General features: G+C 74.2%; 15 protein-coding genes. 6 read left to right on the forward strand and 9 right to left on the reverse strand.

What is annotated here, in order from left to right; genetic code table 11:
- Nucleotides 1-11 precede the first annotated feature (11 nt).
- Nucleotides 12-1,172: an Mrp/NBP35 family ATP-binding protein gene (locus tag ACFCLZ_RS15940; protein WP_380285551.1), complete on the forward strand. Its 1,161-nt coding sequence runs from the start codon at nucleotides 12-14 to the stop codon at nucleotides 1,170-1,172.
- A gap of 91 nt (nucleotides 1,173-1,263) precedes the next feature.
- On the opposite strand, the gene ACFCLZ_RS15945 is transcribed toward ACFCLZ_RS15940, so the two are convergent.
- The 4 genes from ACFCLZ_RS15945 to sigE form a co-directional block, all read right to left on the reverse strand.
- Nucleotides 1,264-1,938: a hypothetical protein gene (locus ACFCLZ_RS15945; RefSeq protein WP_380285552.1), complete on the reverse strand. Its 675-nt coding sequence runs from the start codon at nucleotides 1,936-1,938 to the stop codon at nucleotides 1,264-1,266.
- A gap of 200 nt (nucleotides 1,939-2,138) precedes the next feature.
- Nucleotides 2,139-2,585: a sec-independent translocase gene (locus ACFCLZ_RS15950; protein ID WP_380285553.1), complete on the reverse strand. Its 447-nt coding sequence runs from the start codon at nucleotides 2,583-2,585 to the stop codon at nucleotides 2,139-2,141.
- A 144-nt stretch (nucleotides 2,586-2,729) separates the two neighbouring features.
- A complete protein-coding gene (locus ACFCLZ_RS15955; protein WP_380285554.1) occupies nucleotides 2,730-3,734 on the reverse strand; it encodes a zf-HC2 domain-containing protein in 1,005 nt (334 codons plus the stop codon).
- The gene (sigE, locus tag ACFCLZ_RS15960) at nucleotides 3,731-4,471 is read right to left on the reverse strand and encodes an RNA polymerase sigma factor SigE (protein ID WP_350547066.1); all 741 of its coding nucleotides are present in this window, start codon (nucleotides 4,469-4,471) and stop codon (nucleotides 3,731-3,733) included. The genes ACFCLZ_RS15955 and sigE overlap by 4 nt, the downstream gene beginning before the upstream one ends.
- 331 nt (nucleotides 4,472-4,802) lie before the next feature.
- Here sigE and ACFCLZ_RS15965 point away from each other — a divergent pair, with 331 nt between their 5' ends.
- Complete coding sequence (locus tag ACFCLZ_RS15965) at nucleotides 4,803-5,435, forward strand: O-methyltransferase (protein WP_380286186.1); 633 nt, start codon at nucleotides 4,803-4,805, stop codon at nucleotides 5,433-5,435.
- Between the two features lie 100 nt (nucleotides 5,436-5,535).
- Here the strand turns inward: ACFCLZ_RS15965 and ACFCLZ_RS15970 are convergent, their stop codons facing one another.
- Entirely contained in the window at nucleotides 5,536-5,703 is a 168-nt protein-coding gene (locus tag ACFCLZ_RS15970) for a DUF3117 domain-containing protein (RefSeq protein WP_014137929.1), read from the reverse strand.
- 297 nt (nucleotides 5,704-6,000) lie between these two features.
- Between ACFCLZ_RS15970 and ACFCLZ_RS15975 the strand changes: the two genes are divergently transcribed.
- Nucleotides 6,001-6,801: an enoyl-CoA hydratase-related protein gene (locus ACFCLZ_RS15975; protein WP_380285555.1), complete on the forward strand. Its 801-nt coding sequence runs from the start codon at nucleotides 6,001-6,003 to the stop codon at nucleotides 6,799-6,801.
- 229 nt (nucleotides 6,802-7,030) lie between these two features.
- On the opposite strand, the gene ACFCLZ_RS15980 is transcribed toward ACFCLZ_RS15975, so the two are convergent.
- Together ACFCLZ_RS15980 and ACFCLZ_RS15985 are read right to left on the reverse strand one after the other, a co-directional pair.
- Nucleotides 7,031-7,642 carry a DNA-3-methyladenine glycosylase I gene (locus ACFCLZ_RS15980; RefSeq protein ID WP_380285556.1) on the reverse strand — a complete coding sequence of 204 codons (612 nt, stop codon included), beginning with the start codon at nucleotides 7,640-7,642 and terminating at the stop codon, nucleotides 7,031-7,033.
- Entirely contained in the window at nucleotides 7,639-8,076 is a 438-nt protein-coding gene (locus ACFCLZ_RS15985) for a DivIVA domain-containing protein (protein ID WP_380285557.1), read from the reverse strand. Before ACFCLZ_RS15985 ends, ACFCLZ_RS15980 begins: the two co-directional genes overlap by 4 nt.
- A 156-nt stretch (nucleotides 8,077-8,232) precedes the next feature.
- On the opposite strand from ACFCLZ_RS15985, the gene folP reads away from it, so the two are divergent.
- Entirely contained in the window at nucleotides 8,233-9,045 is an 813-nt protein-coding gene (folP, locus tag ACFCLZ_RS15990) for a dihydropteroate synthase (RefSeq protein ID WP_380286187.1), read from the forward strand.
- A 31-nt stretch (nucleotides 9,046-9,076) separates the two neighbouring features.
- On the opposite strand, the gene ACFCLZ_RS15995 is transcribed toward folP, so the two are convergent.
- Together ACFCLZ_RS15995 and dapE are read right to left on the reverse strand one after the other, a co-directional pair.
- The gene (locus ACFCLZ_RS15995) at nucleotides 9,077-9,886 is read right to left on the reverse strand and encodes a TIGR00730 family Rossman fold protein (protein WP_380285558.1); all 810 of its coding nucleotides are present in this window, start codon (nucleotides 9,884-9,886) and stop codon (nucleotides 9,077-9,079) included.
- A 99-nt stretch (nucleotides 9,887-9,985) separates the two neighbouring features.
- Nucleotides 9,986-11,059, reverse strand: a complete 1,074-nt coding sequence (gene dapE, locus ACFCLZ_RS16000) for a succinyl-diaminopimelate desuccinylase (protein WP_380285559.1) — start codon at nucleotides 11,057-11,059, stop codon at nucleotides 9,986-9,988.
- A 136-nt stretch (nucleotides 11,060-11,195) separates the two neighbouring features.
- Between dapE and ACFCLZ_RS16005 the strand changes: the two genes are divergently transcribed.
- Nucleotides 11,196-12,227, forward strand: a complete 1,032-nt coding sequence (locus tag ACFCLZ_RS16005) for a hypothetical protein (RefSeq protein WP_380285560.1) — start codon at nucleotides 11,196-11,198, stop codon at nucleotides 12,225-12,227.
- A gap of 302 nt (nucleotides 12,228-12,529) precedes the next feature.
- The gene (locus ACFCLZ_RS16010; RefSeq protein ID WP_380285561.1) at nucleotides 12,530-13,318 is read left to right on the forward strand and encodes a hypothetical protein; all 789 of its coding nucleotides are present in this window, start codon (nucleotides 12,530-12,532) and stop codon (nucleotides 13,316-13,318) included.
- The last annotated feature ends 66 nt before the right edge of the window (nucleotides 13,319-13,384 follow it).

Here is a 13,384-nt window from a genome sequence, read left to right on the forward strand (position 1 = left end):
ACCATCAAGGCATGGCCAACGAGACAGAGGTCGCGGCCGGCGCCACGGAGCAGTCCGTGCGCCAGGCGCTGGCGACCGTCAACGACCCGGAGATCAACCGCCCGATCACCGAGATCGGCATGGTGAAATCGGTCGAGATCGGCGAGGGCGGCGCCGTGCGGGTCGCGGTCTACCTGACCGTCTCGGGCTGCCCGATGCGCGACACCATCGTCACCCGGGTCCGCGAGGCCGTCGGCCGCGTCCCCGGCGTGACCGGCGTCGAGGTCGAGCTGGACGTGATGAGCGACGAGCAGCGCAAGGAGCTCTCCCAGCTGCTGCGCGGCGGCGCCCCCGAGCGGGAGATCCCGTTCGCCAAGCCCGGCACGCTGACCCGCGTCTACGCGGTCGCCTCCGGCAAGGGCGGCGTCGGCAAGTCCTCGGTGACCGTCAACCTGGCCGCGGCGATGGCCGCGGACGGCCTGAAGGTCGCCGTGGTGGACGCCGACATCTACGGCCACAGCGTGCCGCGCATGCTGGGCGTCGAGGGCCGGCCCACCCAGGTCCAGGACATGATCATGCCGCCGCAGGCGAACGGCGTGAAGGTCATCTCGATCGGCATGTTCACCCCGGGCAACACCCCGGTGGTCTGGCGCGGCCCGATGCTGCACCGCGCCCTGCAGCAGTTCCTGGCCGACGTGTACTGGGGCGACCTGGACGTCCTGCTGCTGGACCTGCCGCCCGGCACCGGCGACATCGCCATCTCGGTGGCCCAGCTGGTCCCCAACGCGGAGATCCTCATCGTCACCACCCCGCAGATGGCCGCCGCCGAGGTCGCCGAGCGGGCCGGCACCATCGCGGTGCAGACCCACCAGAAGATCGTCGGCGTGATCGAGAACATGTCCGGCATGCCGTGCCCGCACTGCGACGAGATGATCGACGTCTTCGGCACCGGCGGCGGCCAGACCGTCGCCGACGCGCTCACCCGCACCGTCGGCGCCACCGTCCCGGTCCTCGGCTCCATCCCGATCGACGTCCGCCTGCGCGAGGGCGGCGACGACGGCCGCCCGGTCGTCCTGGCCGCCCCCGACTCCCCCGCCGGCGCCGCCCTGCTCGCCGTGGCCGGCAAGCTCGGCGGCCGCCGGCGCGGCCTGTCCGGCCTGTCCCTCGGGCTCACCCCGAAGAACAAGTTCTGACGCGCTGTCGACAGAAGCCCGCAGGGGCCCGCCGGATGATCCGGCGGGCCCCTGCGGGTGTCCGGGCCCCTGCGGGCCTCCGGTTGTCCTGCTACGGGCGGGTGTAGGCGACCAGGTCGGGGACGGCGGCGAAGCCGGCGCCGTAGGCGCTGACGCCGCGGCCGTAGGCGCCGAGCAGGACGCCGGGGGCCTCGCCCGCGAGCACCCAGCCGTACTCGGACTCGCGGTAGCGGAACGGCTGCGGCAGCCCGTTCACCGGGAGGCTGAGGGTGGACCAGCCGGGGCCCTCCAGGTCGTCGGCGAGGTCCCAGGCGAGCGTGGACTGCTGGTCCAGCCAGTCCTGGCGCCGCGCGCGGTCCAGCTGGCCCGGCCAGGTGGCGGCGAGCAGGCCGGAACCCGCCAGCCAGGCGGCGGAGGAGGCGGACGTCGCCTCCAGCGTGCCGGTGTTGTCGGCGCTGCGCCGGCTCTCCCGCCGGGCGACCGTGACGACGACGGCGAACTTCCGCACGTCGCGCGGCTCGTACTGGCGGGCCGGCTCCTCGCCGTGGCCGAGGCTGCCGTAGTCGACGGTGCCGTGGGTGCCGGCCCGCGGGCCGCCGAAGCCGCTCGGCAGCAGGAACCGGCGGCCGCTCCAGCCCTCGTCCAGGCCGTACCACGGGAAGTCCGCGGACAGGTACGGCACCAGCGGGTCCGCCGGGCCGGCCTGTCCGCCGACCACGGGTCCGCCGGCCGTGGCCGTCCCGACCGCCTGACTCGTCGCGTCCATCCCCGGGGCCTCCTCAAACGATGTTTGCCTGCCGTGGCGCGCTCCCATCGTGGCGCACCGCGGCGTCCCCGCCGACCGCCTTCGGCCCGGACGGGACCGGAAAGTGACCGATGGCACAGCGGGAACAATCAGCACAATAGCGGCGCATACACCACCGCCCCGCTCAACCGTGGGGTCGGCGGGGCGGTCAGCTTCGGGATTCAGGTCGCGTCGGGGTCGAACGGGGGGCGCTCACCGGGGGCGAGCGGGGCGCCGGCGGTCGCGGGGGCCGGGGCGGCGGCGGACTTGTCGAAGGAGACGCTGCCCGCGCGGCCGGTGCCGTTCACCGGGGCGGCCGGCTTGTCGTCCAGCACCGAGCGGATGTCGAGGGTGTCCCGCATCTCCTTGAGGCCCAGCGGGTCCTCCTCGCCGCCCATCAGCTGCTTGCGCACGAAGGTCTTCGGGTTGAGGTCCTCGAACTCGAAGTCCTTGAACTCCGGACCCAGCTCACTGCGGATGTCCTCCTTCGCGGTGTCCGCGAAGGACCGGATCTTCCGGATGAAGCCCATGGTGTCCTGGATCAGCTTCGGCAGCTTGTCCGGACCGAAGATCACGATGGCCATGATGGCCAGGGTCAGGACCTCCATCGTGCCCACGTCGCTGAACACCAAAGCTCCCTAAGCTCGCGATCGGATCGGATCGGACAGACGCCCCTCACAGCGTAATGGCCATCGGCGGGTCCATGACCCCCGGTGTGATGAAGCCGTGGTGAAGAGCCGCCGATGATCCGGTCCGCGAGGGGCCGGTGGGGCCTATCTGTTCTCGTGGTGCAGACCGGCGACACCGGAGCTCGGCGAGCGCTCCGGCAGCTCGTGCGGCGGCGTCGCGCCCCGGGTGACCGCCACCGGGCGCAGCGACAGGTCCACCGCCGGCACCTGGGCGTTCATCGGGGCCATCCCGCCCCGGCCGCCGCCGGGCGGGCTGACCGTGGTGCCGTGCTGGTCGTCGCCCGGGCCGGCGATGTTGCCGACGCCGCCGAGCGTCACCGCGGCGACCGAGAAGGCGCCGGCCGCGGCGAAGACGAAGCGCCGCCCGCGCGCCGGGGCCTGCCGGACCACCGGGGCGGCCGCGGCCGCCGCCAGCGGCTGGACCGGGGCGTCGGGGCGCGGCGAGCGCCGTCCGATCAGCGGGCGCAGCACCGAGCCGCGGCCGAACGCCCGGGGGTCGACGCCCGGCACCGGTGCGTCGGCGCCGAGCGCGCCCGCGCCGAAGGAGGCTCCGGCACCGCGGCCGAACGAGCCGCCGTCCAGCCGGCTGCCGCCGAGCGTGCCGGCGGCGGCGACACCGCCGCCGGGCAGGTCGTCGTCGTCCCGGCGCGGGCGGTCGGCGCGCGGCTGCCGCTCGTCCTCCGGGAGCGCGCCGACGGCCATCAGCCGGGCCATCAGCGAGGAGGAGGGATCGGGCGTGCCGGTGCGGGTCAGCAGGTGCTTGACGGCGCGGCCCTCGTCGGCCTCGGCGAGGCACTGCGGACAGGTCGCCAGATGGGCCTGGACGCGCTCGCGCGAGTCGTGGCCGAGTTCGCCGTCCACGAAGGCGGACAGCCGCTCCCCGAGGTGGTGCTCCTCGGCGGCGGGCTCGACGGCCCGCACGGCGACGGCGCGCAGCGCCGGCTCGGCCTGGGGCGCGGGGTGCGGCGCGTCGGCCGCCACGGGGCCGTCCTGGCCCCGGCGGCCCAGTGCGGGCCAGCCGCCACGGCGGGTGGCGGTGCGGCCGGGCGTCTCCGGGTGGCCCGGCCCCGATCGGCCGGTTCCGCTCACGATCGCCTCCGTCCGCGCCCGCCCGGCGCGACCGCGGCCCCGCCGGCGGCGGCGCCGACCGGCACCGGCTGCTCCTCGCCGCCGCCGCGGCGCTCACGGCCGGGGGCCGAGCCGGGGGCGCGGTGCTTGAGCGCGGCCCGCAGGTGCGAGCGGCCGCGGTGGATGCGGCTGCGGACGGTGCCGAGCTTGACGCCGAGCGTCGCCGCGATCTCCTCGTAGGAGAGGCCCTCGATGTCGCAGAGGACGACGGCGGCACGGAACTCGGGCGCCAGGGTGTCCAGCGCGTGCTGGACGTCGGCGTCGAAGTGGGTGTCGCTGAAGTGCTGGGCCGGGCTGGGCTCGCGGGAGGCGAGCCGCTCGGCCGCGTCCTCGCCGAGCGCGTCGAAGCGGATGCGCTGGCGGCGGCGGACCATGTCCAGGAACAGGTTGGTGGTGATCCGGTGCAGCCAGCCCTCGAACGTGCCGGGGGTGTACGTGGACAACGAGCGGAACACCCGGACGAAGACCTCCTGGGTGAGGTCCTCGGCGTCGTGCTGGTTGCCCGTCAGGCGGTAGGCCAGACGGTAGACGCGGGCACTGTGGGCCTCGACGATCTCCTCCCAGCTGGGGGGAGTCCAGGTCTGCGCGTCGGGGCCCTCGGCGAAGGTCGCGAGGGCGGGGGCCTCGGCAGTGCCGGCGGCGGGCGCCTCGGGCGCGGGGGCCGGCTGGTCCAGGGTGGAGTGCGCAGGCTGGTTCATCACGGGCTTCGGCGTACGGGTCGACGCGGTGCCGCGGAAGTGCCGCCGCACAGGGACGTCGCCCTCGGCCACACCTCCTCGGTCGGCTCTTCTGCCCAGCAGGGCCACCACCATATCCACCTCGCCCGTCAAGCCCGGATAAGAAGCGTCCGGGACCGGCCGACCCGAATGACGGGCCCGGAGGGTGTCCGGGACGTCCCGTTCTCGCGGTCCCTGCTCCACCAACGGCCCGCCGCCGTACGCGGTTCCCGTCCGGCCAGTAATCTGTGGCAGGAAATATCGACATCCGCTCGGCGCCGGGCCGTCACCCGGGGCTCCGAAAGAGGCAGCCATCAGCGACTTCGGGCCCGCGCGCGCGGCCCTCGCCGACACCTTCGTCGGCGAGGACGCGGTGCTGACCTACGCCCGGGCACAGTCCGCGCGGACCGGGATCCGGGCGATCGGGCCGAGCGGCGGCGCCTGCCTGCGGCTGCTGGCCGCCGCGCTGGACGCCAAGGCGGTGGCCGAGATCGGCACCGGCACGGGCGTCTCCGGGGTGTACCTGCTGCGCGGGATGCGGCCGGACGGGGTGCTCACCACCGTCGACTCCGAGCCGGTACGCCAGCAGTTGGCGAAGGAGGCCTACCAGGCGGCCGGGTTCGCGGCCAACCGGTCGCGGTTCATACCGGGCCGGGCCCTGGAGGTGCTGCCGCGGCTCGCGGACGGCCAGTACGACCTGGTGTTCTGCGACGGCGACCCGGCGGAGTCCCGGGAGTACCTGTCCGAGTCGATGCGGCTGCTGCGGCCGGGCGGGATGGTCTGTTTCGAAGGCGTGTTCCAGGAGGGCCGGCTGGCCGAGCCGGAGCTGCGGGACCCGCAGACGCAGTCGGTGCGGGACCTGGTCCAGGCCGTCCGGGAGAGCGAGGCGCTGCTGCCCGCGCTGCTGCCGGTCTCGGACGGGCTGCTCTGCGCCGTGAAGCGCTAGCGGGCGGCCCCGCCCGGAAATGTACGGGGCCCGGGCCGACGCGATGGTCGTACCCGGGCCCGGCAGCACATCTCCAGGAGATGGCGAGCACCTGCTGCGGTCAGCCGCAGGCCTTCTTCAGGGCCTCGCCGAGGGCGTCGGCCTCGTCAGGCGTGAGCTCCACCACAAGGCGTCCGCCGCCTTCGAGCGGAACGCGCATGATGATGCCCCGCCCCTCTTTGGTGACTTCGAGCGGGCCGTCACCCGTCCGCGGCTTCATGGCCGCCATGCTCGTTCCCCTTCCTGCAACCGCTCAGCTACGCACCGGCAGTCCGTCCACCGCCGGTATCGAACGCATTGATCGGAAGCCATTATCCCGCATGCCACGGCCTGATGACCAACATCACTCTCGGTGCAACCTCGTCCGGATCACCGCAATCCCGCACATTTTCCGGCATAAGCCCCGGCCCGGCGGCGGTCCGGACACCGCCGAAAGGTGCGATACCTCACACTCCCCAGGCGACCCGGGACTCCGGCATCCTGGCAGCGACGATCAGAGCCGATCACGAGCAGGGAGCCCTCGCCCATGTCCGATTCCGTGCTGTACGAGCTGGACGGCGGCCTGGCCGCCATCACCGTCAACCGCCCCGAGGCGATGAACGCGCTGGACGTGGCGACCAAGGTGGCGCTGCGCGACACCGTGACCGCCGCCGCCGAGGACCCGGCGGTGCGGGCGGTGCTGCTGACCGGCGCGGGCGACCGGGCGTTCTGCGTCGGACAGGACCTCAAGGAGCACCTGGGCCTGCTGAAGCGGGCCGAGGAGACCGGCGAGGGCGCGCTGAAGACCGTCGCCGAGCACTACAACCCGCTGCTGCGGGCGCTGGCCGGGATGCGCAAGCCGACGGTGGCGGCGGTCGGCGGGGTGGCGGCCGGGGCGGGTGCCTCGCTGGCCTTCGCCTGCGACTTCCGGATCCTCGCGGACACCGCCGGCTTCAACACCGCGTTCGCCGGGATCGCGCTGACCGCCGACTCCGGGGCGTCCTGGACGCTGCCGCGGCTGGTCGGGCACGCCAGGGCGACCGAGCTGCTGATGCTGCCGCGCACCGTGAAGGCGGCCGAGGCGATGGAGCTGGGCCTGGCCACCAAGGTCGTGCCGGCCGCCGAACTGGCCGCCACCGCCCGGGTGTTCGCCAAGGAGCTGGCCGAGGGCCCGACGGTGGCCTACGGCGCGATCAAGGAGTCGCTGGCCTACGGTGCGTCGCACTCGCTGAGCGAACTGCTCGACAAGGAGGACGAGCTGCAGACGATGGCCGGCGAGAGCGAGGACCACCGGATCGCGGTCCGCGCCTTCATCGCCAAGGAGAAGCCGAGGTACCTGGGGCGGTAGGACTACCCGCCCCGCCCCGAGCCGAAGGGGCGCACCGGTGCCGAAAGGGAGAAGCGAGGACGCCGTGACGAAGTCGCGGTGTTGGAGCGACGACCGTCGGCGCCGGGTCAGAGCGCCCCGGAGGCGAGCGGGCGAGCCCCCGCCCCGAGCCGAAGGGGCGCGCCGGTGCCGAAAGGGAGAAGCGAGGGAGCGACGCAGGAGCGAGGGAGCGCCGACCGTCGGCGCCGGGTCAGAGCGCCCCGGAGGCGAGCGGGCGAGTAGCAGCCCGCACGTGGCAGTCGGCGAGATGGTCGTCGACCAGTCCGCAGGCCTGCATCAGCGCGTACGCGGTGGTCGGGCCGACGAACCGGAAGCCGGCCTTCTTCAGGGCCTTGGCCAGCGCCGTCGACTCGGGCGTGACGGCCGGCACCTCGCCCAGTGTGAGGGGCGCCGGCCGGTCCGGGTTACCGGCGAACTGCCAGATCAGCGCGTCCAGTCCGCCGTCGAGGTCGCGGGCGACCCGGGCGTTGGCGATCGCCGCCTCGATCTTGGCCCGGTTGCGGATGATGCCGGTGTCGGCGAGCAGCCGCTCGACGTCGGCCTCGCCGAACTCCGCCACCTCGGCGATCCCGAAGCCGGCGAAGGCCGCCCGGAAGCCCTCGCGGCGGCGCAGGATGGTGATCCAGGACAGGCCCGACTGGAAGGCCTCCAGGCAGACCCGTTCGAACAGCGCGTCGTCGCCGTGCACCGGGCGGCCCCACTCGGTGTCGTGGTAGACCCGGTAGTCGTCCGTCGAGTCGCCCCAGCCGCAGCGGCGCAGCCCGTCCGCGCCGAGGACGGCGCCGCCGGGCTCGGTGCTCATGCGCGCTCCTCGGGCTCGGCGTCCTCGGGACCCGGTGCCACGGAGATCTTGGTGAGCGCGACGGCGGGCTCGACGACCCGGGCGAACTCCTCCAGGCCGGGCAGCGGCTCGGCCCCGGGCTGCGGGCCCTCGCCGGCCTCGACGGCGCCGCGCACCACCGCCAGCACCTCCAGCTCGGCGATCCGGGCGTCGCGGTGCGCGAGTTCGGCGCCCAGCCGGTCGAGCACGTTGTCCACCTCGTCCATCCGGTAGCCGCGCACGGCCATCGGCAGGCGCAGCGCCTCGACGTCGCCCCGGTCCAGCGGGCGGTCCTCCGGCAGCCGGGCGGAGATACGGTCCTGCACGGCCTCCGGCAGCGAACCGCCGCCGCCGAGCGCCACCAGCGCGGCACCGCCGACCACCACGGCCATCGCCGCCACGATCACCCAGAACACGAGCGGTCCTCCCGATTTTCCGGCCGGCCCCGACTGGAGTGGGATCATGGTCCCGATGGGCCGGGGGCCATCATCGCACCCGCAGCAGCTGTGGAGGAGACATCGGTGGCACTGCGCCTGGGACCACGGGAATTCGGCGACGACGAGCTGGTGATCATGGCGATCGTCAACCGGACGCCCGACTCGTTCTTCGACAAGGGCGCGACCTTCGCCGACGAGGCCGCGTTCGCCGCGGCCGACCGTGCGATGGCCGAGGGCGCCGCGATCCTGGACATCGGCGGGGTGAAGGCCGGGCCGGGCGACGAGGTGACCGTCGAGGAGGAGTTGCGGCGCACCGTGCCGTTCGTGGCGGAGCTGCGCAAGCGCCACCCGGAGGCCGTGATCAGCGTCGACACCTGGCGGCACGAGGTCGGCGAGGCGGTCTGCGAGGTGGGCGCCGACCTGCTGAACGACGCCTGGGGCGGAGTGGACCCGCGGCTGGCCGAGGTGGCCGCCCGGTACGACGCCGGGCTGGTCTGCACCCACGCGGGCGGCGCCGAGCCGCGCACCCGGCCGCACCGGACCGGCTACGACGACGTGATGGCGGACATCCTGCGGGTGACCGTCGGGCTGGCCGAGCGGGCGGTGGAGCTGGGCGTGCGGCGGGACGCGGTGATCATCGACCCGGGGCACGACTTCGGGAAGAACACCCGGCACTCGCTGGAGGCGACCCGGCGGCTGCCGGAGATGACCGCGACCGGGTTCCCGGTGCTGGTGTCGCTGTCCAACAAGGACTTCGTCGGCGAGACGCTCGACAAGCCGGTCGACGAGCGGCTGCTCGGCACGCTGGCGACCACGGCGGTCTCCGCCTGGCTGGGCGCCCGGGTGTACCGGGTGCACCAGGTGGCGGAGACCCGGCAGGTGCTGGACATGGTCGCCTCGATCCGCGGCACCCGCCCCCCGGCGGTCGCCCGCCGGGGGTTGGCGTGAGCCTGCGGCCCTAGGGCGTGTCTGACACGCCCTAGATCTCGGTCGCCGGGCGGCGGGCCTCGGCGAGGATCTTCATGACCTCGTCGATCTCGTCGGTGACGTGGAACAGCTCCAGGTCGTGCGGGGCCGCCTTGCCCTGCGCGACCAGGGTGTTCCGCAGCCAGTCGACCAGCCCGCCCCAGTACGCGCTGCCGAAGAGGATCACCGGGAAGCGGGTGACCTTCTTCGTCTGCACCAGGGTGAGCGCCTCGAACAGCTCGTCCAGCGTGCCGAGCCCGCCGGGCAGGACGACGAAGCCCTGCGCGTACTTCACGAACATCGTCTTGCGGACGAAGAAGTAGCGGAAGTTCAGCCCGAGGTCGACGAACTCGTTGAGCCCCTGCTCGAAGGGCAGCTCGATGCCGAGCCCGACGCTGAGCCCGCCGGCGTCCGAGGCGCCGCGGTTGGCCGCCTCCATCGCGCCCGGACCGCCGCCGGTGATCACCGCGTAGCCGGCCTCGGCCAGCGCCCGGCCGATCGCCACGCCCGCCGCGTACTCGGGCGAGTCGACCGGGGTCCGGGCGGAGCCGAAGACGCTGACCGCGGGCGGGAGTTCGGCGAGCGCGCCGAAGCCCTCGACGAACTCGGAGGTGATCCGCAGCACCCGCCACGGATCGGTGTGCAGCCAGTCGGTGGGACCGGTGGTGTCCAGCAGGCGCTGGTCCGTGGTGCTCTCGCCGACCTGGTCCCGGCGCACCAGCACCGGGCCCTTCTGCTTCTCGGGCCACGCCTTCTTCGGGCGCGGCTCGCCCACCTGCTCGGGGCCGTGCCCGTAGTGCTTCTCGTCTCCAGTGCCTGTCATGACGAAACCCTACGCCCGCCCCTCCCCTTTTTCAGGCAACGGTGGAAGGTCGGTTGGGCAACCGGAAGATGGCCTCCGGTCGAGGGCCGGCGGGGCGGCTCAGGCGGTCAGCCAGGCGCGCAGCCGCTCCTCGGTCACGGCGATGGCGCTCAGTGAGCAGTGCTCGTCCCGCTTGTGCGCCATGTTCGGGTCGCCGGGTCCGTAGTTGACCGCCGGGACGCCGAGCGCGCTGAACCGGGCCACGTCCGTCCAGCCGAACTTGGCGCGGGCGGTGCCGCCGGTCGCGGCGAGGAACGCCTGCGCGGCGGGCTGGTTCAGACCGGGCAGCGCCCCCGGGGCGAAGTCGGTGACGGTGACCTCGAAGCCGTCGAAGACCTCGCGCACGTGCTTCTCGGCGTCGGCCTCGTCGCGGTCCGGCGCGAAGCGGAAGTTGACCGTCACCACGCACTCGTCGGGGATGACGTTGCCGGCCACGCCGCCGTCGATGCGCACCGCGTTGAGGCCCTCGTGGTACTCCAGCCCGTCGATCTCGACCAGCCGCGCCCGGTACTCGGAGAGCCGGCGCAGCACCTCGCCGGCCTTGTGGATGGCGTTGTCGCCGAGCCAGCTGCGGGCCGAGTGGGCGCGGACGCCGCCGAGCCGGACCTGCGCGCGCAGGGTGCCCTGGCAACCGCCCTCGACGACCGCCCCGCTGGGCTCCATGAGCACCGCGAAGTCGGCGGCCAGCCAGTCGGGGTGGGCCTGGGCGAGGTGGCCGAGGCCGTTGCGGTGGGCCTCCACCTCCTCGCAGTCGTAGAAGACGAAGGTGAGGTCCCGGTTGGCCTCGGGCAGGGTGGCGGCGAGCCGGAGCTGGACGGCGACGCCGGACTTCATGTCCGAGGTGCCGCAGCCGTGGAGCAGGTCGCCCTCGACCCAGGAGGGCACGTTGTCGGCGATCGGCACGGTGTCGATGTGGCCGGCCAGCACGACCCGCTCGGCGCGGCCGAGGTTCGTGCGGGCGACCACGTTGTTGCCGTACCGGTCGACGGTCAGGTGCGGGTGGGCCCGCAGGGCGGCCTCGATGGCGTCGGCGAGCGCCTGCTCGTCGCCGCTGACGGAGGGGAAGTCGACCAGCTGGGCGGTCAGCGCGCCGCCGTCGAGGGTGAGGTCCAGGGGCGTCTTCGGGCTGCTCATGGTTGCCCAGCCTAGTCCCGCCGGAGGCAGGGGATGTGGCACGGCTGTGACAGTGCAAACAGCAACCGGGCTTCCCCGCACATCCGTCCGAGTGGGTACGGTGTCGGTTCGGAGTGCTCGGCGGAGAGGGGCGGCGGTGGCGAGGCGAGAGGGCGGCGGCGGTGACGGGGACGCGGCGCCACGGCGGCGCCGCAGGCCGCTGCGGGTGGTGCTGATCGGCCTGCTGGTGCTGGCCGTGGCCGCGGTGACGCTGTTCTGGCTGCGCGACCAGAAGCTGCTGACCCCCGAGGGCTGCTCGGTGAAGACGCCGGCCGGCGAGGGCAGCCTGGAGGTCCCGCAGGCGGCCAACGCGGCGACCATCGCCGCCGTCGCGCACGCCCGCGGCCTGCCGGACCGGGCGGTGACGATCTCGCTGGCCACCGCGATGCAGGAGTCCAAGATCCGCAACCTGTCCGGCGGCGACCGGGACTCGGTGGGCCTCTTCCAGCAGCGGCCCTCGCAGGGCTGGGGCACCGTGCAGCAGATCATGGACCCGGTCTACGCGACCAACAAGTTCCTGGACGGTCTGGTCAAGGTGCCCGGCTACACCCGGCTGCCGCTGACCGACGCGGCCCAGCAGGTGCAGAAGAGCGGCTACCCGCAGGCCTACGCCAAGCACGAGACCAAGGCCACCCTGCTGGCCTCCGCGCTGACCGGCCGCGAGGCGGCCTCGCTGACCTGCGTGGTGCACGACTTCGCCGAGCCGGACACCGACGAGCAGAGCACCCCGTCGGCCGCCCCGGCCGGGGCGGCGCCCACCACCGGCGCCGCGGCGCCGGCCGGCCCGGACCGGGCCCAGGTGCTGAGCGACCGGGTGCGCCGGGAGTTCGGCCGGACGGTCACCCCGGCCACCGGCTACACGTCCACGATCAAGGGCGCGGAGAACGCCGTCTCGCTGACCCCGGACCCGACCGCGTCCACCGACTCCGGCCCGGACGCCGAGCGGCAGAACGGCTGGGCGGTGGCGCACTGGGCGGTGACGCAGGCTCAGCGGCTGGGCATCGAGACCGTCGCGTACGACGGGAAGATCTGGCGGAAGGCCAAGTCCGAGGACGGTTGGAAGCCGCAGCCGACCGGGACGTCGACCAAGCTGGTGCTGGTCTCGCTGACCGCCCCGGCGAAGGGCTGAGACCGGCGGCCCAGGGCCGTTGACGCACTGGTGTCCGGGTTGCCGCCGCCCGGGTGATTCGCGTCAACCCGGGTCGACGGCGGGCCGGCCGGGGCGGGCGGGGCGCAGAACCGTCACTCCCCTTGGCCCGTCCCGGCCGCGTCCCCCCGGCCCGGTGCCCGGACCACCCCTCCGTGCGGTCCTACCATCCGATGGTCGGCCCGGCGCTTTCCTTGCACGGGCCGAAACCTTCTGGCTTCTCAAGCGGTAACAACGTCGTCCGCCCGGCGGACGGGACGGACCCAGACCCTCCGAGGAGCCCCATGTCTCACCCCCTCACGCGCCGGATCGCCCAGGCCGCTCTGCTCGTGGCGGCCGGCGCGACCCCGCTGGTCGCGGCCGGCTCCGCGTCCGCCGTCGACGCCCTGCTGCCGAAGGGCGACCTGGCCGCCCCGCTGGGCCAGCTCACCAACACCGACGCGGGGTCCACTCTGCAGCACACCACCCACCAGCTGGGCCAGGCCGCCGGGAACACCGGCGCCGCCACCGTGGCGGCGGGCGTGCCCGCCGCCGCCGACGCGACCGGCAACATCGTCGCCCAGCAGCTCCCCGAGGCGAACGAGAAGGCCGGTTCGCTGACCGCCCCGATCGACCAGACCGCCGCCACCACCGGCGAGCTCTCCGGCGTCGCCCCGAAGGTCGCCCGGGCCCTGGCCGGCAAGCTCGGCGAGGCCGTCACCGGCAAGAGCGCCACCCCGCAGCGCAGCTCGCACGCCGGCCTCAGCCCGGTCGGCGGGCTCGCCCCGACGGCCGGCACCCTCACCAGCACCGTGCCGGGTGGCAGCGGGATCGCCCAGGCCGTCCCCAGCACCACCGCCGTCACCGACGCGCTGCCGATCGGCTCGGTCACCCGGGCGCTGCCCGCCGACCTGCCCGGCGCCGACGTGCTGGGCCTCGCCGAGCACGGGTCGGCCAACCGCCTCGGCGGCGCCGACCTCGGCCCGAACAGCCCGCTGAACGGCCTGTCCGGCCTCACCAGTGCGCTCGGCCCGCTCAGCAGCCTGCTGGGCGGTGTCAACGGCGGCAGCCTCGGCGGCCTGCCGATCGGCTGAGCCCGCCCGCACAGCGGCGAGGGGCCGGCGTCCGGAAACCCGGACACCGGCCCCTCGCTCGCGCCC

This window comes from Kitasatospora purpeofusca, assembly GCF_042691725.1.
GTDB classification, from domain to species: Bacteria; Actinomycetota; Actinomycetes; order Streptomycetales; family Streptomycetaceae; genus Kitasatospora; species Kitasatospora purpeofusca_B.

Bases quoted from the DNA above. Each gene is read 5' to 3' on its own strand.
- ACFCLZ_RS15995 (WP_380285558.1), bottom strand. From the start codon at position 9,886: ATGACAGGCACTGGAGACGAGAAGCACTACGGGCACGGCCCCGAGCAG.
- ACFCLZ_RS15975 (WP_380285555.1), top strand. From the start codon at position 6,001: ATGTCCGATTCCGTGCTGTACGAGCTGGACGGCGGCCTGGCCGCCATC.
- sigE (WP_350547066.1), bottom strand. From the start codon at position 4,471: ATGAACCAGCCTGCGCACTCCACCCTGGACCAGCCGGCCCCCGCGCCC.
- ACFCLZ_RS15945 (WP_380285552.1), bottom strand. From the start codon at position 1,938: ATGGACGCGACGAGTCAGGCGGTCGGGACGGCCACGGCCGGCGGACCC.
- ACFCLZ_RS15970 (WP_014137929.1), bottom strand. From the start codon at position 5,703: ATGGCGGCCATGAAGCCGCGGACGGGTGACGGCCCGCTCGAAGTCACC.
- ACFCLZ_RS15980 (WP_380285556.1), bottom strand. From the start codon at position 7,642: ATGAGCACCGAGCCCGGCGGCGCCGTCCTCGGCGCGGACGGGCTGCGC.
- dapE (WP_380285559.1), bottom strand. From the start codon at position 11,059: ATGAGCAGCCCGAAGACGCCCCTGGACCTCACCCTCGACGGCGGCGCG.
- ACFCLZ_RS16010 (WP_380285561.1), top strand. From the start codon at position 12,530: ATGTCTCACCCCCTCACGCGCCGGATCGCCCAGGCCGCTCTGCTCGTG.
- folP (WP_380286187.1), top strand. From the start codon at position 8,233: ATGGCGATCGTCAACCGGACGCCCGACTCGTTCTTCGACAAGGGCGCG.
- ACFCLZ_RS15940 (WP_380285551.1), top strand. From the start codon at position 12: ATGGCCAACGAGACAGAGGTCGCGGCCGGCGCCACGGAGCAGTCCGTG.